Source organism: Pseudomonas zeae (assembly GCF_014268485.2).
Taxonomy (GTDB): Bacteria; Pseudomonadota; Gammaproteobacteria; order Pseudomonadales; family Pseudomonadaceae; genus Aquipseudomonas; species Aquipseudomonas neuropathica.
The window spans coordinates 5567630-5586535 of sequence record NZ_CP077090.1; the positions used below are offsets into that span (position 1 = coordinate 5567630).

At 54.6% G+C, this 18906-nt stretch carries 17 protein-coding genes; 11 read left to right on the plus strand and 6 right to left on the minus strand.

Annotation, left to right across the window (positions count from 1 at the left end; translation table 11 throughout):
• Positions 1–7: 7 nt before the first annotated feature.
• The 4 genes from HU754_RS24485 to HU754_RS24500 all read left to right on the plus strand — a co-directional run bounded on the left by HU754_RS24485 (position 8) and on the right by HU754_RS24500 (position 6090).
• Entirely contained in the window at positions 8–3265 is a 3258-nt protein-coding gene (locus HU754_RS24485) for a metallophosphoesterase family protein (protein ID WP_186624489.1), read from the plus strand.
• Between the two features lie 76 nt (positions 3266–3341).
• Positions 3342–4490 carry a hypothetical protein gene (locus HU754_RS24490; protein ID WP_186624488.1) on the plus strand — a complete coding sequence of 383 codons (1149 nt, stop codon included), beginning with the start codon at positions 3342–3344 and terminating at the stop codon, positions 4488–4490.
• A 138-nt stretch (positions 4491–4628) separates the two neighbouring features.
• Positions 4629–5537: a hypothetical protein gene (locus HU754_RS24495; protein ID WP_186624487.1), complete on the plus strand. Its 909-nt coding sequence runs from the start codon at positions 4629–4631 to the stop codon at positions 5535–5537.
• A 223-nt stretch (positions 5538–5760) separates the two neighbouring features.
• The gene (locus tag HU754_RS24500; RefSeq protein WP_186624486.1) at positions 5761–6090 is read left to right on the plus strand and encodes a hypothetical protein; all 330 of its coding nucleotides are present in this window, start codon (positions 5761–5763) and stop codon (positions 6088–6090) included.
• 12 nt (positions 6091–6102) lie between these two features.
• On the opposite strand, the gene HU754_RS24505 is transcribed toward HU754_RS24500, so the two are convergent.
• On the minus strand, positions 6103–6471 hold the full coding sequence (locus tag HU754_RS24505; protein WP_034156100.1) for a PH domain-containing protein: 369 nt from the start codon (positions 6469–6471) through the stop codon (positions 6103–6105).
• Positions 6472–6516: 45 nt separating this feature from the next.
• A complete protein-coding gene (locus tag HU754_RS24510; RefSeq protein ID WP_186624485.1) occupies positions 6517–7263 on the minus strand; it encodes a hypothetical protein in 747 nt (248 codons plus the stop codon).
• A gap of 25 nt (positions 7264–7288) precedes the next feature.
• On the opposite strand from HU754_RS24510, the gene HU754_RS24515 reads away from it, so the two are divergent.
• The 3 genes from HU754_RS24515 to HU754_RS24525 all read left to right on the plus strand — a co-directional run bounded on the left by HU754_RS24515 (position 7289) and on the right by HU754_RS24525 (position 10591).
• Positions 7289–7747 carry a hypothetical protein gene (locus tag HU754_RS24515; protein WP_225919939.1) on the plus strand — a complete coding sequence of 153 codons (459 nt, stop codon included), beginning with the start codon at positions 7289–7291 and terminating at the stop codon, positions 7745–7747.
• A gap of 115 nt (positions 7748–7862) precedes the next feature.
• Positions 7863–8600: a hypothetical protein gene (locus HU754_RS24520; protein ID WP_186624484.1), complete on the plus strand. Its 738-nt coding sequence runs from the start codon at positions 7863–7865 to the stop codon at positions 8598–8600.
• A 71-nt stretch (positions 8601–8671) separates the two neighbouring features.
• Positions 8672–10591 (plus strand): alkaline phosphatase D family protein, encoded by a 1920-nt coding sequence (locus tag HU754_RS24525; RefSeq protein WP_186624483.1) that lies wholly within the window; start codon positions 8672–8674, stop codon positions 10589–10591.
• 122 nt (positions 10592–10713) lie between these two features.
• Here the strand turns inward: HU754_RS24525 and HU754_RS24530 are convergent, their stop codons facing one another.
• Complete coding sequence (locus HU754_RS24530) at positions 10714–11886, minus strand: aspartate aminotransferase family protein (RefSeq protein ID WP_186624482.1); 1173 nt, start codon at positions 11884–11886, stop codon at positions 10714–10716.
• A gap of 102 nt (positions 11887–11988) precedes the next feature.
• Between HU754_RS24530 and HU754_RS24535 the strand changes: the two genes are divergently transcribed.
• The gene (locus tag HU754_RS24535; RefSeq protein WP_093430664.1) at positions 11989–12891 is read left to right on the plus strand and encodes a LysR family transcriptional regulator; all 903 of its coding nucleotides are present in this window, start codon (positions 11989–11991) and stop codon (positions 12889–12891) included.
• A gap of 38 nt (positions 12892–12929) precedes the next feature.
• Positions 12930–13343 carry a GNAT family N-acetyltransferase gene (locus tag HU754_RS24540; RefSeq protein ID WP_186624481.1) on the plus strand — a complete coding sequence of 138 codons (414 nt, stop codon included), beginning with the start codon at positions 12930–12932 and terminating at the stop codon, positions 13341–13343.
• On the opposite strand, the gene msrA is transcribed toward HU754_RS24540, so the two are convergent.
• Genes msrA through msrB form a run of 3 tightly spaced genes read right to left on the minus strand, consistent with a single transcriptional unit; the run spans position 13344 to position 16428 of the window.
• On the minus strand, positions 13344–14042 hold the full coding sequence (gene msrA / locus HU754_RS24545) for a peptide-methionine (S)-S-oxide reductase MsrA (RefSeq protein WP_186624480.1): 699 nt from the start codon (positions 14040–14042) through the stop codon (positions 13344–13346). It abuts the gene before it with no gap.
• A gap of 15 nt (positions 14043–14057) precedes the next feature.
• Entirely contained in the window at positions 14058–15866 is a 1809-nt protein-coding gene (locus HU754_RS24550; RefSeq protein WP_186624479.1) for a cytochrome c biogenesis protein DipZ, read from the minus strand.
• Positions 15867–15909: 43 nt separating this feature from the next.
• The gene (gene msrB, locus HU754_RS24555) at positions 15910–16428 is read right to left on the minus strand and encodes a peptide-methionine (R)-S-oxide reductase MsrB (protein WP_186624478.1); all 519 of its coding nucleotides are present in this window, start codon (positions 16426–16428) and stop codon (positions 15910–15912) included.
• A gap of 151 nt (positions 16429–16579) precedes the next feature.
• Between msrB and HU754_RS24560 the strand changes: the two genes are divergently transcribed.
• Together HU754_RS24560 and HU754_RS24565 are read left to right on the plus strand one after the other, a co-directional pair.
• Positions 16580–17290: a response regulator transcription factor gene (locus HU754_RS24560; protein WP_093430669.1), complete on the plus strand. Its 711-nt coding sequence runs from the start codon at positions 16580–16582 to the stop codon at positions 17288–17290.
• Positions 17287–18804 (plus strand): sensor histidine kinase, encoded by a 1518-nt coding sequence (locus HU754_RS24565; RefSeq protein WP_093430670.1) that lies wholly within the window; start codon positions 17287–17289, stop codon positions 18802–18804. The genes HU754_RS24560 and HU754_RS24565 overlap by 4 nt, the downstream gene beginning before the upstream one ends.
• Positions 18805–18906 lie beyond the last annotated feature (102 nt).

The window sequence follows — 18906 nt, forward strand, 5'->3', positions numbered from 1 at the left end:
TTTACAAATGAAAAAAATCTCGTGGCTTCACTTAAGCGACCTTCACGCAGGTATGGATGGACAACCAAGACTCTGGCCGAGTTTGAAACACTCCTTATTTGCCGACTTGAAAAACCTGCACAGAACAAACGGACCATGGGATTTTGTTGTTTTTTCAGGTGACTTAACCCAAAAGGGCAGCAAAGAGGACTACCTAAATTTAAGCGAAGTGCTCAAAGAATTGTGGGCAATATTCCAAGATCTAGGCTTTAACCCATCGTTATTCTGTGTACCTGGAAATCATGACTTAGTACGCCCACCACAATTTCAGCCAGAAGCCATGGTTTTAGAAGAGTGGTGGGAAAAAAGCGGGGACTTTCATAGCAACTTTTGGAAAGCAGAAAGCCCCTATCTTAAGTCGACAAACAATAATTTCGAAAACTACACAAACTGGATCTCGACCCTCGCAAGCGTGGGAATTAAAAATATTGGCACAACCACAGGCATAATCGCCGGCGATTGCGCAGGAACAATAACCATAGACGACATAAAGATCGGTCTTATTGGTTTGAATTCAGCTTGGCTTCAGCTGGGCAATAACAAATACACTGAAAAACTACATATAGACACAAACCAAGCATTAGCCTTAACTGATAATGACCTTCAAAGCTGGTGTGAACGAAATGACTTTAACCTTCTTGTAACACATCATCCTTTAGACTGGCTTCATAAAGCAAGCCAAAAACTATTTCACGAGCATATAAACCCTGATGGACGCTTCACCTGCCATTTATTTGGCCATATGCATGAGCCAAACCATAAGACAGTCTCAATCGGTGGAGGAGCTGCAAAGAGGGAAATACAAGCTGCTTCTCTGTTTGGGCTTGAGCATATTCAAAGCGAAGGCATACAGCGCATACACGGGTACTCACTTAATCGGATCTCTGTCGATGCTGGTACAGCCACGCTTTCTTTCTGGCCTCGAAAAGACAGGCTAATTGCAGGTGGCAGAAGGGTAGTTGGAGCTGACCCCTTTTTTGAGTTTGACGAAATAACTACGACTTTAACCTCATCGAACTCATCAAGCCCAACTACGACTTATGCTAAACCCGACCTGCAAGTCTCAAAAAATATAAGTATTGAAGACTTCGCGGAAGTCTCTGAAGGTGTTCTAGAAACATACTCAATGAAGATTGCACCTTCACCGGAGCATTGCGATGTCCGAAGATTACAATCAGAACAAGTTGTAAATGCGCTCTCTACAGACAGATGCTGTTGGTTAATCTCAGAATGGGGTATGGGAGAAGACGGGTTTCTTTGGGCATTACAATTTAAAAATAATGAGACAATGTCTCGCCTTTTCAGCATAGACATGAAAAGCTTCAGGGACCTTCTAAGTTTTCAAGTTAGCATTCAAAATGAAACTGGTTACTCTATAGAGGAACTATGTGGTGCGCTAGAGACGGTAACGGGCGCTGTTCTAGTCCTTGACGATATCCCTATAGACACCAACTGGGCTATTGCACAGACTGAGGAGCTGCTTAAGTTGGTAAAAATCTTCCTAGATTTCATACCGAGCTTAAAAATAATATTGCGATCTCGCATAGTGCCCAATAATGCCCTTTACACGAACATTGAACTTAAGGCACTGGACCAAGGCGATACTAAGTCCTACATCCTTTCACATCCAAACGGTGGGGCAAAATACTGCACATACGAGGCAGTGGACCGAATTTATAGAAATACTGACGGAATACCAAGCGTCATAGATGCAATACTGAAAAATTTGTATGTAACAGGATTATCAGGCCTGTCCGCCATATCTTCCGATGTCGCAGGGAAAGAAGTCATCAATACGACCGGAAATGAGGCCTTAAGAAAAACGATACTGGCAATAGGTGAATCTCCTGATCCTGCTATCAAACGCAGCTATGATCTTTTGAAAGCACTCACAATCTTCCCGCAAGGGGAGCAACTCCAACGTATTAAATACTTTAACAACAGAGTGCCTTTCTACCCTTCCAGCGTGTTCGAATTAATGAGCAGGGGGTTGGTTCACACGGTAGAGATTGAGAGCTTGGGAACCAAGTCTGTTGACGGCGAAAATACGATTATTGTAAACCGCCTAGCGCGGGAAACTGTAATTGACATGATGCCTCCAGCACAGTTTAAAGAGCTCAACCGGAAGGCTGCGGTGTTGTATTTCGGAGAAAAAGTTGGCCAGGGCGGATTTAAACCACCACGATCTTTGCGATTTGATCAGCCGGGGCGATCTAACCCTGAAGTATCCAACGCGGCAGTTATCATACAGAGATTAGCCGTCGATGCTGCAAGTAGCGCGGACGAGAAAAAAATAAATAGCTTGGTATCACTTATTTCCTTCCACGCAAAATCGTTGAAAACTGGAAGTTACTTCAAAGCCTCGGTCGATTTTTTTCAAGATTTGCTTCCAATCATCTCCGAGTGCATATCAGATCGTCAGCACGCATACCTGACAAATCTATATGTAAGTAGCTTGCGTATGCTTGACGGTGATGAAAACACTGCTCAAGCGCGGGACCTGATACTTCAAATACCTGCAGGCGCGCTTAGCAAAGCAGACCAAGTAACTTGCGAGTTAAACCTCGCACTTTGCCATCACTCATTAAAATCATCAGAAGAGGCCATCAAAAGTGCTGAACGCGTAATTAAACTTGACCCACGCTCAAATTTATCCATTCAAGCTCGCTGGATAATATTGCAAAATAATGAGGACGATCCAGCTTTAGAGACAAAGTTAAACGAGCTCGAAAAAACTGCCATTAAGCGCAAAACCCATGTCGTAATAGCCAGTATAGCGCTTGACAGAGCTGCAAATACGGATGATCCGATTCAGCAACGCGCAATGTATGAAAAAATAATCACCGAAGCAAATAACAATGGAGACACGTACAACTCTATCAGAGCAATTGTTGCTCTTGGCGAAATCCGCGGAATTACACATTCACAATTAGACAAGCGCAGACTTATCTCGGCTTATCATTACTTATACAAAGGCGGCTTTCTCCACTTATTTAATATGTGCCATAAGGCATTATGGTCCATCTTCGAGAAAGAGCGCGACCTAACAAATCTGCTGCAGTTATTTAAGTACAGTTCGCTTGTTTGGCGCTTGCGTGGAAAAGAAAAACAAGAGCGCGATGCCGTCAAACGTTTGAAGTCGTTCACCTCAGGCAAATCAACCGAGGTTTCCGCTTCCAGCCAGACGATGGCCTACTATATATTCCGAAGCAACTCACCAGATTAACTTATTGAAACCCAGATGAGCTGTTCTCGAACCACCATCATCAGAGCTCATCGACAACATATCAAACGGCCCTCAAATGCATCCTTCGATTAACGCACCCATTAATTTCAATTATTTAATGCCAGAAGAACATCCAAAAAACCCTTACTCACCTTGTTGGTGTCTCTCAGGGAAAAAATGGAAATTCTGCCATAAGACCAGAGCGTCCGAAAAAAGCATTCATGAAAAGGAGTATCAACGTCTCGTTCGCAAAAACTACAACCAGGGAAAGTGCCTTCACCCTGAAGCGAGTTCAAACACCTGCACTCTGCCAGCCATAAACTCTCACACTATCCAAATGAACGGCGGAATAACCACATTATCAGCAGCACAACATGTCTATACCTTCAAGCTTGTCGACTCTATGAAGAGCGAAATTTATGAGCCTAAAAACATAGGAATCAGAAAAGCATCTACTTTCTTAGGTTTTTGCAAAAAACATGACAGCGCACTTTTTAAGGTTATTGAGACCCTTCCAATCGAAATTACCCAAACCACAGCTTTTTACATGTCATATCGCGCTATTTCATATGAACTTCACGGAAAACAGCGGGCTTCGGCAGCCACACCATTCATGACGTTGCAAGACAAAGGAAAGCCATTTGAAGCTCAGGCATGGTTACAGAATTACGCGCATCTTTCTGCACAAGGATATGCAACGGGATTGAGAGTACACAAACAAATAAAAGATCGGTATGACCAACTACACTTGTCAGCTGATCTTACAGAGTTTAATTTTTACGCAATTGAATTTAGTCGCCCTTCCCCCATTGTGGCATGCGGTGCTTTCTGCCCTGAATTTGATATTCATAACAATCCGCTACAAAAACTTTCACAAGGGACGCACGATTTTCAGGCGATTTCTCTGAACGTACTAAATCTCAATGACAAATCTTACGCTATCTTCGGGTGGCTAGACGATAAATATCTCATTGCTAGAAACTACATTTCTGCCCTAAAAGAACATCCAGAAGAGTTAGTTGCGGATTTAATATTAAAGATTTGCTTTCAAAACCTTGAGAACACCTATATCTCTCCGGAATGGTGGGATTCTCTCAGCATTCCTCATAAAAAAATAATTTGCAGTATATTCAAAACTGGAATAGGAACAGTACCAAAAACAGCAAGTAGTTTGCTTACGACCGAGGCGTTATGGAGGGAGCGTATCGTTAGGTTTCTCTCTTAACGCTAACGAATAATTTACCGTAGGCAGTTTAGCCGGGCAGAGGTTACTTAATGTCAGTCCAACTGCGATGCATCTCTATCCTCAGTCGTGAACTACGCTGATCGGTGCCCCCAACCAAAACCAACGACAGAGCTATCCATGAGTCAGCTGACCACCACTGCAAGATTTGTATGCCCGGTTTGTAAGAAAGCAGCCTGCGCAACGGTTGAAGTGCCAGAGGTTGATTGGTGCGTCGAGCCTCTCTCGGACTCGCTGTCAGAAGATGATGGTGAAATGGAGTGTGATCAATGCGGGGGATTTTTTGCTATCAACATTCAGAGCTCACCTGCCGGCTGTTTTATAAAACTGGTTGACCATCCCAATTTGGACGTTGATGCCGAGGAGGCCCCGTTCGCATCCGATGACTCTCAGGAAAATGAATGGCTGAACGACTTCATTCCGCAAAGTCCGTATGACGTATACGACTCAAATTATCATCATTTGGGAGAAGTCCTTGCGGAGTGCTCAGCCGGTGAGTCAGGTGTTATTAGACGATCTGCGGCGGTGATACAGAGAATGATCTTTGCAGAGACAATCAGCTCCATGGAGGCATACCTGGGGGACACACTCATAAGCGCCGTGCTTACCGACCCTAAGGCAATGCAGCGTCTAACCATCAGGGACAAGGATCTATCAGAGGCAAAGGTTTCCCTCAATGCCATTTTGGCAAATCCAAATGTGGTCAGCGACAAAATCCGGATACATCTCCAAGGACTCCTCTATCACAATCTACCAAAAGTCGCTGCAATCTTTAGGGTCGCCTTGGAGGTCAATATTTTTCCAAACGAGGATCTCAAGGTTCGACTGCTCAAATTCGTACAACTTCGGCACGACGTTGTTCATCGGAACGGAAAGGACAAAAACGGAGAGGAACACTCATTCCCAGCGGAATGGGTCATGGAGGCGATGGAAGACGTAAGAACGTTTGTCCAAAACGTTCAGTCGTCTGTCTCCCGCGCTCGACTTCAATTACTCTACCCTCATACGGAAATGGAGCAGCCGGAATGAATCTGTATCCCTGCTTGTATCCCTGACCACCAAATATCGCTGCAAGCCTTGTATTATATGGAACCCGACAGTCTCCCTCGGGCACCAAAATTAAGAAAGGTCTTGCTTAGCAAGGCCTTTTTTTTCGTCTGTCGGAAAGTGGCCGCTGTTGTAGGAGCTGCCCTAGGCTGCGATCTTTTGATCCACCGCTTCTTGGTCAACCGAAAACCCAAGGATCCCCCCCATGGAAACGTCACTGGAAACAGTCGCCCTTTTCTCCCTCAAACTCGCTTACGAGGAAGAAGGCCTGAGCCCGATCCTGCGGGATGACATGATCATGGGTGATTACCAGAAAGACATTTTCGAACTATTGGTGCGGCGTGGGGATGTCGAGACCATTCAGTTCAAGATGAATGAATGCCTGAGCCTGGCCATGGATGCCTTGGGCGGTGTCGAAAAACCGCTGGGACGTGAGTTGCACAAGTTGTCCGCTGAGTTCAGTGAGGCGCGTTCGCTGGAGCAGCTGGATCAGCCGCTCCTTGCGCTCAAGGGCTATTTGAAAGACATCTTGTAATGGGCTGAGCCGTTACAGCAGATGCTTCGAGATGTACTTGGAGATCTCCACCATCGACGTCTTCCCGGTGAATTCGAACTTCACCTTCCCCAGTGACGAGAAGTAAATCTCCAGCTCCGAATCCAGATCGAAGGTGCCCGAGGTTTCCACGGAATACGCGACGATGTTCTTGTACGGCAAGGAAGTGAAATCTTTCTTGCTGCCGGTAATCCCCTGAACGTTGACCGCGATGATGCGTTTGTTGGTAAACACCACGCCGTCACGCATGGCCTTGTAAGAGTCGATCACTTCTTCGCCATCCAGCAGCAGCGCGCTTACGCGTTCGGCGTACTCATCGTTCTGCTTGAGTTTGAAGAAGCCTTTGTTGTTGAAGTCGATCATCTGTCCATCCTCATCTTCAAGAAAACATCCCCGTATTTCTTTGGTTCAACGACGGGCTTTCAGCACGCGGATATCCGTCGGGAAGCCATCGGCGCCAACAAGCTTTTTCCAACCCAGATACTGAAATTCGCCCTTCTCATCAATGTAATCGCCCTTCTCCACCGATCGGCCGCCAACCACCGCCACGCGTTTCACCTCACCACAACCGCCGTCAGAAGGCCGAACCGTATAGATCACATACGGTTTCACGTATTGCGTGGCGCGGAAGTATTGGCCGCAGATTTCGTCGACGGTGATCAACATGGTTTTCAGGCGTGCTTCGCCGTCGGTGTCTTCGTGCAGTTTCAGGAAGGAGATGTCGCCGACGTCGCTGTAGCCGAGGGCGCGGGCGCGTTGGTATTCGGGGGAGTTCTGGTGGGCGATGCGGCCTTGCTCCGCAGCGCCTTGCATTTTCGCGGCGAACTCGGCTTTGCCTTGAGCAATGATTGCTTCAGCCTGGCCCGCGAAGTTTTCGCATTCAGCGAATTCTCGCGAGCCCAAGTGATTGGGCGTCAGGTTGGAGCGGTGTTCATTCATGATCTGCAGGTTGCTTTCCAGGGCAAACATCACGTCGTAGGCCGTGGTCCGACCGCTTTGTACGTCGGCCATTTTTTCCAGCACGCGCTGGCAGTTGCCGGCGTAATACTTCCAGCTGTTTTCCGGGTGTTCTTGCACGGCGGCGAATGCGGGGGTTATTGCGATAACAATTGTGATTGCGCAGAACAGGCGCAAAAAATGAGTTCTGACAGGCATAGGTAGTCCATTACAGAGAAGAGCGATGGCGCGAAGCTACTATTTTGCTATCTTGCCGTCCACTGCCAGTAACGAGGTCGCCAGCGCCTCGATGGAGTCAATTTTCAGAGGGAGAAACACCTTGATGGCCGTGTTGTACTTTTTCGTCTGGGCAGCCGTTTGGGCTTGGGTCGTGCAGACTCGTGGTGCCTGGAACCTGATCCTCGCCAACCTGGCGGGTGCCGCCAGCGGCTTCATCGTAGCGATGATTTTTTCGGTGATCTGTTCGGGCCTTTTCCCGGCGCACGTGCCTCCCTCACCCGAAAACCTGGCCAATAGCGTGCTGCAAGTGATCACAACGTTCGGCGTGCTGGCGGGCGTCTGGATGTGGCTGGTCAGGCGGCCTCAGCCCGAGCATCCGCTGGCCCGGCAACTTTTCGCTGGCATCTGTGGATTGGCTGCGGGTGTGACGACGCTGGCGTTTTTCGCGCTCAATTTTCACTGAGCAGCGCTATCGCCACTGGCATTACACGTCTGTTTTGTTATCTTGCCGCCCATCGTCAGCGTTCACCTTGGGCGTGCGTTGATTTCAGGTTTTGAAGGTTTAAGGAAAGGATCAAATGGAGTTTCTGCGTTTTCTGGCGATTGTCGCGGTGTGGGGGTTCATGTGGCGCTGGGTGGTCAAGAACCGTGGCAGCTGGAATATTTTCTACGGCAACATCGTCGGCGCAGCGGGTGGTTTTATTGTCGCGATGGTAGTGCTGTCGATCACGTTGTCGTTGTTCCCTTCGTCGCATGACTACGCAGCGCCGCAGGCCGAAAACGCGCAGGTCACCGAGCCGACCTCTCTATTGCCTGAGGCCGAGGCAGTCACACCCGCCGCCGAACTGAAAGATGCGCCGGCTTTTGCTGCCATCGAGCCGGACGACACGCCCTCTCCCGCCGACTCCGCATTGCTGCCGAACTACGCCAGCCGGGCGCCGAAATCTATCGGGTTACAGACCGTGCTGGATCAAAGCGACTATGACGGTCGCATGGCCCTGGCAGCGCTGAACAAGAAATTGCGCGGCGACGCCCAGGCCGACAAGTCGATGATCGCGTATGTCATGTGCAGCCCGTTTGTGACCAGTACGTTGCGCTTTCCCGCGTCGGCGCGTTTTGCTGACAGCAAAGCCTTGGTCAGCCACCGCTTCAAGGATCAGGTCTACACCTTCAACAACACCGTCACCGCGCGCAACATGAACGGCGACGATGTCACCTACCGTTTCGATTGCTCGGTGCAAGAGCAGCCGCGAGTTGACGCGCTGCCTGCTCAATGGCGTTTGTTGGCGCTGAAACTGCAAAAAGCCGACTCTTAAGGCTGATTTAAGGGATCAAGGCGCCGCCTGCGCTATCATCGCCGGCCTGTGCGCCTTGAGCTTTGCCCTCGATGTCTTCGACACCCGCTGACCTGATCCCGCTGCCTCCTGTCCTGGCCGGCCCGCTGTTGCGACGGCTGGAGCCAACGCGCGTGGTCATGTGGCTGGTCGGCACGCGGCCACTGGCGCTGACCTTACGCCTGCAAGATGTAGGAGACATTCCACTCGATGCCGGGAAATGCACGATCATTCCCGTAGGCCGCGAGGCCTTTGTTCATCTCATCGATGTTTCTCTCGATAACACCCTGCCCTGCGATACGCATATCGCCTATGACCTGCTGATCGACAACGCTGAGGGCATCGCCGACTGGGCGCCGCATCTGCTGTACGGCGATGCGACCAGCCCGAACTTCGTTCTGCGCTCACGGATCGATCAACTGCTACACGGCTCCTGCCGCAAACCGCATCACCCGGCGGCGGATGGTTTGCTGTGCGTCGACCAATTGCTGGCGACGGCAACCGACCCGCAACAACGTCCGGCCCTGTTGATGATGAGCGGCGACCAGGTCTACGCCGACGATGTGGCCGGCCCGATGCTGCGGGCGATTCATGCCCTGATCGAAAGGCTCGGCCTGTTCGACGAACACCTCGAAGGCGCGGTAGTCAGCGACAGCGCCAGGCTCTACCAACACCCGGCCAGTTACTACCACCGTGCGGATTTGTTACCGGCACTGGAGAGCAACGAGACATTGCGCGAGCGATTTTTCGGCGGCGCGCGTAAGCCGATTTTCACCAGCAGCAGTGCTGACAATCACCTGGTGACCTTCGCCGAAGTCATGGCGATGTACTTGCTGGTGTGGTCGCCGACGGCCTGGTCGCTGATCAATCCGCAAGCGCCTGAACTGACGCCCGAACGCCTCAAGCGCTATACCCTCGAACAGACTCGCATCGATGCCTTCAAGGCTGGATTGGGCAAGGTCGCCCGCGCGCTGGCGCATCTGCCGAGCCTGATGATTTTCGACGATCACGACATCACCGATGACTGGAACCTGTCTGCGCAATGGGAGGAAACGGCCTACGGCCATCCGTTCTCCAAACGCATCATCGGCAACGCGTTGATCGCCTATATGTTGTGTCAGGGCTGGGGCAATAATCCCGATGCCTTCAAGGATGTCTTGGAGAAAACACTGGGGCTGAGCGCCAGCGGTGATGACCAGTATCTCGACAGCCCGGTGCAAGATGCTCTAATCGATGATTTGCTGCGTTTTCAGCAATGGCATTTCGTCCTGCCGAGCAGTCCGGCGCTGGTAGTCATCGACACCCGTACCCGGCGCTGGCGCAGCGAGCTGGCGCTCAAGCAACCCTCGGGCTTGCTCGATTGGGAGGCGTTGAGCGAACTGCAACAGGAACTGCTCGATCACCCGTCAGCGATCATCGTTTCCCCGGCGCCGATCTTCGGCGTGAAGCTGATTGAAACCGTGCAAAAAGTCTTCAGTTGGTGCGGTTTTCCGCTGCTGGTCGACGCGGAAAACTGGATGGCCCATCGCGGTGCTGCGCAGGTGATCCTGAACATTTTCCGACACTCGCGCACACCGGGTAACTACGTGGTGCTGTCGGGCGACGTGCATTATTCCTTCGTCTACGAAGTGCTTATCCGACACCGCAAGGCCGGGCCGCGAATCTGGCAGATCACCAGCAGCGGCATCAAAAACGAGTTTCCGAAAACCCTGCTGGAATGGTTCGACCGCCTCAATCGCTGGCTCTATTCGCCACGCTCCCCGCTGAACTGGTTCACCAAACGCCGACGCATGCGCATCGTGCCCTACACGCCGGAACATGCTGAGGCAGGTGAACGCTTGTGGAACTCGGCAGGGATCGGTCAGGTGTTTTTCAATGAGCAGGGGCAGCCGCGGGAGATCATTCAGCACAATTCGAATGGTAAGGCGAAGACACGGATGCTGGCGCCGGATCTGGCGGATTATCCAGACTAAGGCCTGCACCGTACATGTGGGAGCGAGCCTGCTCGCGAAAGCGGTCGATCATCCAGCACAGATGTCGATTGATTGACCGCCTTCGCGAGCAGGCTCGCTCCCACAGTGCTGCTTGCCAGCCATCAATGCGCGATCAGTGCTCGCCCCACACCTCTGACAATCATCTCCACCTCCCGCTCATCAATCGTCAGCGGTGGCAGCAGCCGTATCGTCTTGCCACGCGTGACGTTGATCAACAGCCCGTGATCCCGCGCCGCGATCAGGGTCAGATCACGCACCGGTTGTTTCAGCTCGATACCGATCATCAAGCCCTGACCACGAATCGCCAGCACATTGGGATTGTCCGCCAGCTCTGCACGCAGACGAGTTAATAACCGTTCTCCCTGAACCCGGGCGTTTTCCAACAGGCTCTGTTCTTCGATGATGTCCAGCACCGTGCAACCGACCCGGCACGCGAGTGGATTGCCGCCGAAAGTGCTGCCATGACTGCCGGGTGTGAACAGATCCGCTGCCCTGCCCCGCGCGAGACAAGCGCCGATCGGCACGCCGTTGCCCAGTCCTTTGGCCAACGTCATGACGTCCGGGACGATGCCTTCATGTTGAAACGCAAACCAGCGGCCGGTGCGGCCGATGCCGGTCTGGATTTCATCAAGCATCAGTAGCCACGCATGGCGATTGCACAGCTCGCGTAACGCTTTCAAGTAACCCGGCGGCGCGAGCTGCACACCGCTTTCGCCCTGAATCGGCTCGACTAGAACAGCGACGATGCGCTCGCCGTGCTTTTGCTGCATCTGCTCCAGCGCAGCGAGATCACCAAATGGCACTTTGACGAAATCCCCCGGCAATTCATTGAACCCCAGGCGCACTGCCGGACCATCACTGGCCGACAAGGTACCGAGTGTGCGGCCATGGAACGCGTTGGCCATGACCACTACCAGCGGCTGCTCAATGCCTTTGCGCCAGCCGTACAAACGCGCGAGTTTCAGCGCCGTTTCATTGGCCTCGGCACCGGAGTTATTGAAGAACGCACGCTCCATCCCCGACAGCTCGGTCAGCCGTTTGGCCAATTGTTGCTGCCAGTCGATGCTGTACAGATTAGACGTGTGCAGCAGCAACCCGGCCTGCTCGCTGATCGCCGAAACGATCCGCGGGTGCGAGTGGCCGACATTGGTCACCGCCACACCGGCAACCGCATCCAGATACTCGCGACCGGCCTGATCCCACAGGCGAGTGCCCAGGCCTTTAGTGAAACTCAGGGCCAGCGGTTGGTAGGTGTTCATCAGGGCGGCGGTCATGACTTCAAACTCCAGTGAAGGTCGGTGTGCTGGCAGTATGGTTAACCACCGAAACTGGATAAACTCGGCAAAACTTCATTCATTTAAAAGCTGAGCTTGATAATGGACCTGTTCCAGTCGATGAGCGTGTACGTCAAAGTCGTCGAAGCCGGGAGCATGACGGCGGCCGCGTTGCAGTGCGACATGTCGACGACCATGGTTGGCAATCACCTGCGCGCGCTGGAGCAGCGGCTCGGTGTGCAACTGTTGCAGCGCACGACTCGACGCCAGCGTCTTACCGAATTCGGCAGCGTTTACTACCAGCGTTGTCTGGATGTCTTGGGACTGGTGGCTGACTCCGAACGCCTGGCGGAACAAGCGCTCGATGAGCCCCGTGGCTTGTTGCGCATTACCGCGCCACTGACCTTTGGCGTAGAACGCCTGGCACCGGCGCTCAGCGATTTTTCCCTGCAATATCCGCAGGTCAAAATGGATGTGGTGCTGACCAACAGTCGTCCAGACTTGCTGGAAAGCGGCCTCGACGTAGCGTTTCGGTTGGGCCATTTCGAAGAATCAAACCTGATCGCCCGTCCTCTGATCGATTACACACTGACCGTCTGTGCCTCCCCGCAATACGTGGCCCGGCGCGGCATGCCGCAAACCCCTGAAGATTTGCAACAACACGACTGCCTGTCGTTCGCTTACCCTGCCGGCGACGATTGGCAATCGGTGGAAAAACGCTGGCGCCTCAGCGGCCCGGAGGGAGAAATTCTCGTCGACGTCAGCGGACCGATGCTGATGAACACTTCCGCCGGGTTGCACCAGGCCGCACGCACCGGCATGGGCATCGTGATGCTGCCCGATGCGCTGGTGGAACAGGATCTGCGCGACGGCAAACTGGTGACCGTCGTTCCCGACTATCAACCGCCCAGCCGTCCCCTGCATTTGCTTTATGCGCCGGATCGCTATCGCCTGCCAAAGCTGCGCCGCTTCGTCGAATTTGCGATGCAGACGTGGGGCAGATAATGATATCGAGCGACAACCGACAAGGAGTCGAACCGTAGATGAATAACAATCTGAGCGTACGCGACCTGCGGCCTGACGAAGTGGAGCCGGTACGACTGTTCCTCGGCCAAAACGGCTGGGCTCACCGAACCGGTTCCAGCGAGCATTTCGCGCAACTCATCCAGAACTCTCAACGCACGGTGATTGCCCTGCACGAAACCCAGGTCGTCGGCTTCGCCCGAGGCATCAGCGATGGTTTGAGCAACGGTTATCTTTCGATGGTCATGGTCGATGGCCAGCATCGGCGCGCAGGCATTGGCCGCAGACTGGTTAAACATGTCATGGGCGATAACCCCGATATCACCTGGGTACTGCGTGCCGGGCGAGAAGGAGCCGAGGCATTTTTTGCCAGCTTGGGTTTCGAGACGTCAGTGATTGCCATGGAGCGACCGAGGCTCAATAACGAGCCTTGATCAAGACCCGTCTTTCACCAACACCGGTTTTTCCTGATAACGCTGCGCGAACACCTGCTTCAGATTCGCCACCTTCGGCATGTCGTTGATCACGATGTAGGGATAGCTCGGATGCTCGGTCAGGAAATCCTGGTGGTAGTCCTCTGCCGGATAGAAGCCGTTGTAGCTTTCCAGTTTGGTGACGATGGGTTTGCTGTAGGCATGAGCCGCATCCAGTTGGGCGATGTAGGCCTGCGCGACCTTCTGCTGCTCGGCGTTGACCGGGAACAGTGCCGAGCGATATTGCGTGCCGCTGTCCGGGCCTTGGCGATTGAGTTCTGTCGGGTTATGGGCCACCGAGAAGTAGATCTGTAACAGGCTGCCATAGCTCACCTGAGTCGGGTCGAAGGTGACCTGCACGGATTCTGCGTGGCCGGTATCGCCTTCGCTGACACGCTCATATTCCGCCGTATTGGCCGCGCCTCCGGCATAGCCGGAAACCGCTTTCTGCACGCCTTTGACATGCTGGAAAACACCCTGCACACCCCAGAAGCAACCACCGGCGAACACTGCGGTTTCGCTGTGCGCCTGGGTCACTTCATCAAGAGTTGGTGGCGGAATCAGCACAGCATCCTCGCCCCCGAAAGAGAACGCTGAAACCTGGCCAATCACGCCGGCCACCGCGACTCCCAACAACATACGACGCCACGTAATTTTCATTTCAATGACTCCTGATCAACCGAAGGTAAAGGCGTAAGCCGATACGCCCGGGTCGAGAAATTCGATGGTGAAGGTTCGGTCCTGCACGCCTTCGTTTTGCCGCACCAGTTGATACAAGCGTTGTTCGGTCACATGGCCAGTGCCGTCAGGAGCGACATCGACGCCATGGGCCTTGCCCGGAATCTGGCCATCGATCATCACCTTGAAGCGCACAGGTTTGCCGTCCGCTGCCGGGCCGAGCACCAGATGCAAGTCGCGGGCATGGAAGCGATAAACGATGCGACTGGCCGGCGCACTGGCCGTGGCGCGCTCAGCACCCACCGACCATTGGCCGCCGAGGCTCCAGTCATTCAGGGTCAGTTTGGCTGGCGGGTTATAGGATGCGACCTTGTCAGGCACGAGGCCGGTTTCCGGTACGAAATGTTCCGCACGTTGGTAGCCGACATAGGTTTCCGGCGACTGCACTTCATTCATGTCCGGCGCCAGTTGCACGCCCTTGGCATCTGTGTCGATCAAACCATCGGCCACGGTTTTCGCACCTGCTTCACGCAGCATCTGTTGTATGACGCGTTCCGACTCGGCGTAGTCCCCTTCGCCAAAATGGTGGTAACGAATCCGTCCCTGAGCGTCGGCAAAGTAATGTGCCGGCCAATATTCGTTGTTGAAAGCACGCCAGATCCTGTAGTCGTTATCGATGGCGACCGGGTAGTTGATACCCAGTTCTTTCATGGCTTTGGTGACGTTGCCCACATCACGTTCGAAGGCGAACTCCGGTGCGTGTACACCGATTACTACGAGACCTTGATCGCGATATTTCTCAGCCCAGGCTTTGACGTACGGCAAAGTGCGCAGACAGTTGATGCAGGAGTAGGTCCAGAAATCCACCAGTACCACTTTGCCTTTCAATGCCTGAACATCCAACGGCGGTGAATTGAGCCATTGCACGGCGCCATCAAGCGGCGGCAACTGACCCTCGACCGGTAAAGTCCCCGGCGCCTTCGCGGCCATTTTCATCGCACCGCCAGCGGCCATCATGCTGCCGTTCGCAGCGCCTTCCTCAGCGGGAACCTGCGTCATCATCGTGCCGTTTGCGCGGGCAGAACGGGTCGAAAGCTTGCCGACCAACGCCTGTTCCAGACCTCCGGTAGACGCCGTCGATAACCGTGCGAGAACCCCGGTATCGAGCCCCAGTGCAATGGCCGCGACGCCGGCCAACATCAAGGCGCCGAGACCACGACGAATCCACTCACCGGTACCGATCGAGCGCTTCATCAGCGCAAAAACCTTACCGCCGAGCAACAGCGCCGCGGCCAACGAGGTGGCGGCACCCGCCGCGTAGGCGAGCAACAACAGCGTGGTGGCGATGCTTGCCCCTTGCAACGCGGCGCCGGTCAGAATCAGCCCCAGGATCGGCCCGGCGCAAGGTGCCCACAGCAGCCCCGTCGCGACCCCGATCAGAAACGAAGCGCCGGGATGCGGGCGATTGTCCTGCCCGGCGGCCTCCGACAGACGACTGCCGGCCGACACCAGCGGCCGGGTCAGACGCTCGGCTACACGCGGCAGCAGCAAGGTCAGCCCGAACAGGGCAACGAACAGCAACGCGAGCCAGCGCCCGTACTGATTGACTTGCACCACCCAACCGCCGCCCACCGCTGCCAATGAGGCGACGAGCGCAAAGGTCACCGCCATCCCCGCCAGCAGCGGCAAGCCACTTTTGATAAACGGCTGACCGGTGCGAGCGAAGACAAAAGGCAGCACCGGCAGGATGCACGGGCTGACGATCGTCAGCACACCACCGAGATAAGCGAGAACCAAGAGCCACATAAATTCGTCCTGTCTGAAGTGAAGATCGCGAGCGGGTCATGACTCAAGCCGCCACGGCCTGGAAGGTCATCGCCAGGCCGTTCATGCAGTAGCGCAGGCCGGTGGGCTTGGGACCGTCATCGAAAACATGACCCAGATGACCGCCGCAGCGGCGACAGTGAACTTCGTCGCGGGACATGCCGAACGAGCGGTCCTGACGTGTCGCCACCGCGTGTTCCAGTGGTGCCCAGAAACTCGGCCAGCCGGTGCGACTGTCGAATTTGGTCGAGGATGAAAACAGCGCCAGATCGCAGCCGGCGCAGGCAAACGTGCCAGTGCGGTGTTCGTTGTTAAGCGCGCTGGTGTAGGCCCGTTCGGTGCCTTCCTCACGCAGGATCTGGTATTGCTCGTCGCTCAGGATCGAGTGCCATTCACTGTCGCTGTGCGTCACTTCGAACGCCTCGTCCGCATGGGCCTCGCTGATCACTGCCGTGGCAGTCGACAATTTTGGCAATACACCCGCGACCAGGGCTGCAACCCCCAGCCCGCCGCCCGCTAACAGAATCTGCCGCCGTGAAAACATGGCCGTCTCCAAAAATTCCAGATGCCCTTCATGGAACACAGCCTAGGCTTGGATTGATCGCCAAATCCTCACGGGGAGTTAACGAATTCGTGATAACTCGCCCGGAGGAAAACCCGCACAATGCGCTTATCGCGCCGAAGGATTGAGCTTCATGGAACAGACCAAACGCATCCTTGTGGTCGAGGATGACCAACACATCGCCGACCTGATTTGCCTGCATCTGCGGGACGAACAATTCGAGGTCACACACAGCGCCGACGGCGACGAGGGCATGCGCCTGCTGCAGCAAGGTCACTGGGATGCACTCATCCTCGACCTGATGCTGCCGGGGGTCGACGGTCTGGAAATCTGCCGCCGTGCCCGGGCGATGGCGCGTTACACACCGATTATCATCACCAGCGCCCGCTCCAGCGAATTGCACCGCATCCTTGGTCTGGAACTGGGCGCCGACGATTACCTTGCCAAGCCGTTTTCGATGCTCGAGCTGGTGGCTCGGGTCAAAGCCCTGCTGCGTCGTGTCGATGCCATGGCACGCAACCTGAAGATGGACGCCGGCAGTTTGAGCCTCGATGGCCTGACCATCGATCCGATCACCCGCGAAGTCAGCCTCGACGCTCAGCGTATGGACCTCACGCCACGGGAGTTCGACCTGTTGTATTTCTTCGCCCGCCAACCGGGCAAGGTTTTCTCGCGCATGGATCTGCTCAATGCGGTCTGGGGCTACAGCCACGAAGGTTACGAACACACGGTCAACACCCACATCAATCGCCTGCGGGCGAAGATCGAAAAAGACCCGGCCCAGCCCTCTCGCATCCTCACCGTGTGGGGTCGCGGCTATAAATTCGGTACCGAGCAGCCATGAAACTGACCCTGACGCAGCGCCTGTCCGTGGTATTCGCCGTGCTGCTGTTGGTGTGCTGCGGCACATCGGCATGGCTGCAGGTGCGCTCAAGTCACATGCATGAGCTGGAGGTGGTACAAGGCCTGTCACGAGATCTGGCACAACACATCGCCCACGACACGGTGCTGATGGACAGCAACGGTCTGATGCCCGGTGCCGTGCGCGAACTGTTCAGCCAGTTGATGCTGGTCAACCCAAGTGTCGAGGTTTACCTGCTCGACACCGAGGGACGGATTGTCGGAAGTGCTGCGCCCGAAGGGCGGATACGCCGCCAGCAGATCGATCTGGTGCCGATTCGCCAACTGCTCAATGACGGGCCGTTGCCGATCCTCGGCGATGACCCGCGCAGTGTTGATGGGCGCAAGGTGTTCAGCGCCGCGCCATTGCAGGTCAATGGCAAAGCCGCCGGCTATCTGTACGTAGTCCTGCTGAGCGAAGCTCATGATCGCTATGCCGAGCGAGGCGCCACCAGCGCCGCACTCAACACCGCATTGCTTTCAATCGGACTGGTCGCTTTGTTGTGCCTGATCGCCGGCCTGACAGCATTCAATCTGATCACCCGGCCACTGCGCAGATTGACCGAAACCGTCAGCCGCTTCGACATTGACGGGGCGCCGTCACCTCAGCGCCTCACGACACCTGTGGATAAAACCGCCGATCCGGACGAAATCGCCCTGCTCGATGCAGCGTTCCGGCAAATGCAAAATCGCCTCGGCGAACAATGGCGCTCGCTTACGCGACAGGATCAGGAGCGCCGCGAGTTGGTAGCGAATATTTCCCATGACTTGCGCACTCCGCTGGCTTCGCTGCACGGTTATCTGGAAACCCTGCAATTGAAAGACGCCACGCTGTCGGCCGAAGAACGCCGCCGCTATCTCGGCATCGCTCTGGATCAGAGCCGCAAGGTCGGCGGTCTGGCGCAATCGCTGCTGGAACTGGTGCGACTGGAACACGGCTTTGTACAACCGGTGCTGGAGCGTTTTTCGCTTATCGATCTGGTGCAGGACATCTTCCAGAAATTCGAACTGACGGCGGAAGCGCGGCAGGTCGAACTCAAGGCCCATTTTGTGCCGAACCTGCCAACGGTCTGCGCCGACCTCGGGTTGATCGAACGAGTGCTGACCAATCTGGTGGACAATGCTTTACGGCATACACCTCAGGGCGGCGAGATCGAGTTCGATCTGAAACCCCAAGGGGCTTTGGTCGACGTGACGGTCAGTGACACCGGCCCCGGCATCGCTCCCGAGTTGCGCGAAGGCCTGTTCCTGCGCCCGTTCAATATCGGTGGCGCACGGCGTGACGGGGGATTGGGCCTGCGTATCGTGCACCGCATCCTGCAATTGCATGGGCGAGACATTCAATTGCTGGAGGTCAGCGAGCGCGGCGCGACGTTCCGCTTCTCGCTACCGACGGATCAGCAAACCGCCGAACAGTGGATGATGCGTTCAATGAATTTGAACTGCCCCGGCAAATAGTTGAGACCGCCGGCCCGTTGCTCCGTGACAACGCCGCCCCGCTCCCCTAAATTAGTCGGCCTGAAAAAGCCCGCGGCTTTCTCATCTCCACTCAAGTTAAAA

Coding starts and splice junctions, on each gene's coding strand:
- HU754_RS24485 (WP_186624489.1), top strand. CDS start 8: ATGAAAAAAATCTCGTGGCTTCACTTAAGCGACCTTCACGCAGGTATG.
- HU754_RS24490 (WP_186624488.1), top strand. CDS start 3,342: ATGCATCCTTCGATTAACGCACCCATTAATTTCAATTATTTAATGCCA.
- HU754_RS24495 (WP_186624487.1), top strand. CDS start 4,629: ATGAGTCAGCTGACCACCACTGCAAGATTTGTATGCCCGGTTTGTAAG.
- HU754_RS24500 (WP_186624486.1), top strand. CDS start 5,761: ATGGAAACGTCACTGGAAACAGTCGCCCTTTTCTCCCTCAAACTCGCT.
- HU754_RS24505 (WP_034156100.1), bottom strand. CDS start 6,471: ATGATCGACTTCAACAACAAAGGCTTCTTCAAACTCAAGCAGAACGAT.
- HU754_RS24510 (WP_186624485.1), bottom strand. CDS start 7,263: ATGCCTGTCAGAACTCATTTTTTGCGCCTGTTCTGCGCAATCACAATT.
- HU754_RS24515 (WP_225919939.1), top strand. CDS start 7,289: ATGGCGCGAAGCTACTATTTTGCTATCTTGCCGTCCACTGCCAGTAAC.
- HU754_RS24520 (WP_186624484.1), top strand. CDS start 7,863: ATGGAGTTTCTGCGTTTTCTGGCGATTGTCGCGGTGTGGGGGTTCATG.
- HU754_RS24525 (WP_186624483.1), top strand. CDS start 8,672: ATGTCTTCGACACCCGCTGACCTGATCCCGCTGCCTCCTGTCCTGGCC.
- HU754_RS24530 (WP_186624482.1), bottom strand. CDS start 11,886: ATGACCGCCGCCCTGATGAACACCTACCAACCGCTGGCCCTGAGTTTC.
- HU754_RS24535 (WP_093430664.1), top strand. CDS start 11,989: ATGGACCTGTTCCAGTCGATGAGCGTGTACGTCAAAGTCGTCGAAGCC.
- HU754_RS24540 (WP_186624481.1), top strand. CDS start 12,930: ATGAATAACAATCTGAGCGTACGCGACCTGCGGCCTGACGAAGTGGAG.
- msrA (WP_186624480.1), bottom strand. CDS start 14,042: ATGAAAATTACGTGGCGTCGTATGTTGTTGGGAGTCGCGGTGGCCGGC.
- HU754_RS24550 (WP_186624479.1), bottom strand. CDS start 15,866: ATGTGGCTCTTGGTTCTCGCTTATCTCGGTGGTGTGCTGACGATCGTC.
- msrB (WP_186624478.1), bottom strand. CDS start 16,428: ATGTTTTCACGGCGGCAGATTCTGTTAGCGGGCGGCGGGCTGGGGGTT.
- HU754_RS24560 (WP_093430669.1), top strand. CDS start 16,580: ATGGAACAGACCAAACGCATCCTTGTGGTCGAGGATGACCAACACATC.
- HU754_RS24565 (WP_093430670.1), top strand. CDS start 17,287: ATGAAACTGACCCTGACGCAGCGCCTGTCCGTGGTATTCGCCGTGCTG.